The 1163-nt window shown below is 71.0% G+C and carries 1 protein-coding gene; it reads right to left on the reverse strand.

Going from position 1 to position 1163, the window contains the following annotated elements:
* Positions 1-116: 116 nt before the first annotated feature.
* A partial coding sequence (locus tag ACZ38L_RS39455; RefSeq protein ID WP_465702978.1) for an IS110 family RNA-guided transposase occupies positions 117-1163 on the reverse strand: 1047 nt, incomplete at its 5' end.

Below are 1163 nucleotides of genomic sequence, written 5' to 3' on the forward strand. Positions count from 1 at the left end.
GGGAGTGCGTAGGGCGCGGATCTCGCCGTCGCGCAGGCCGTAGTAGACCAGGGTGAGGAGTTTGCGGGCGACCGCGACGGTGGCGGTGTTGCGGCCGGTCGCGGTGCGGTGCTTGGTCATGCCGCGGCCTTGTGGGGAGTGCGTAGGGCGCGGATCTCGCCGTCGCGCAGGCCGTAGTAGACCAGGGTGAGGAGTTTGCGGGCGACCGCGACGGTGGCGGTGTTGCGGCCGCGGCGTTCGGTGATGGCGGCGCGGGTGGAGGTGAGCCAGCATCCTGAGGGGATCTTCTGCGCGGCCTCGATGGCGGCCCAGCGGACCAGCTTGGAGCCCTGCTTGGTGATCCGTCCGCGGTGGACCTTGGTGTCGGACTCGCGGTGACGCGGCGTCAGTCCGGCCCAGGAACACAGGTGGGCGGGGTCGGTGAATCGGTCGATCTCGCCGATCTCGGCGACGAACACCGCAGCCAGGGTGGGACCCACGCCGGGCAGTGTCTGCAGGGTTCGGTAGCCAGGATGGGTGGCGAGCCTGGCGCGGAGCCATCCGTTGGCGAGCGCGATCTCGAAGTCGTAGGCGTCTATCAGCCGCAGCGCGGCGTCGGCGCGTGTGCGGAACGGGCCGTCCAGCGGGGCCTGGGCGAGCAGTGCGCGCCCCCGGACGCCGAAGATGTCGCTCATCGCGACGTCGAGGCCTTGTTTGGCGAGGATGGCGTGGACCTCGGCCTTCAGGCCGGAGCGGAGCGCCACGCACTTGGCCCGGTGGCGGACCAGCTCGCGCAGCTCGCGCACGGCGGGCGGGGCCAGGTAGGCCTCCGGCAGCCGGCCCATGCGCAGCAGGTCGGCCAGGTCGGCGGCGTCCCGTACGTCGTTCTTCACGCGGCGGTAGGTGAAGCCCTTGACGCCCAGCGGATGGGCGAGGTGGACGGTGGCCCCGGCCGCCTGGAGCACGTCGGCGGCCCAGTACCAGCCGTAGGTCGCTTCCAGCACCACCTCCGGATCCGGCCCGGCCTTGGCGATCTCCAAGCTCAGCGCGACCGGGTCATTGTTGATCCGGACACTCTCCAGCAGTTCCCCCTGCTCGGTCTGCCTCACGATCACTGAACGGCGGCGATGCAAGTCGATGCCGACGTACTGCCGCCCGGCGTACTCTGCACGCACAGGGGCCTC

The sequence above is a fragment of the Kitasatospora sp. NPDC024654 genome, assembly GCF_055559155.1.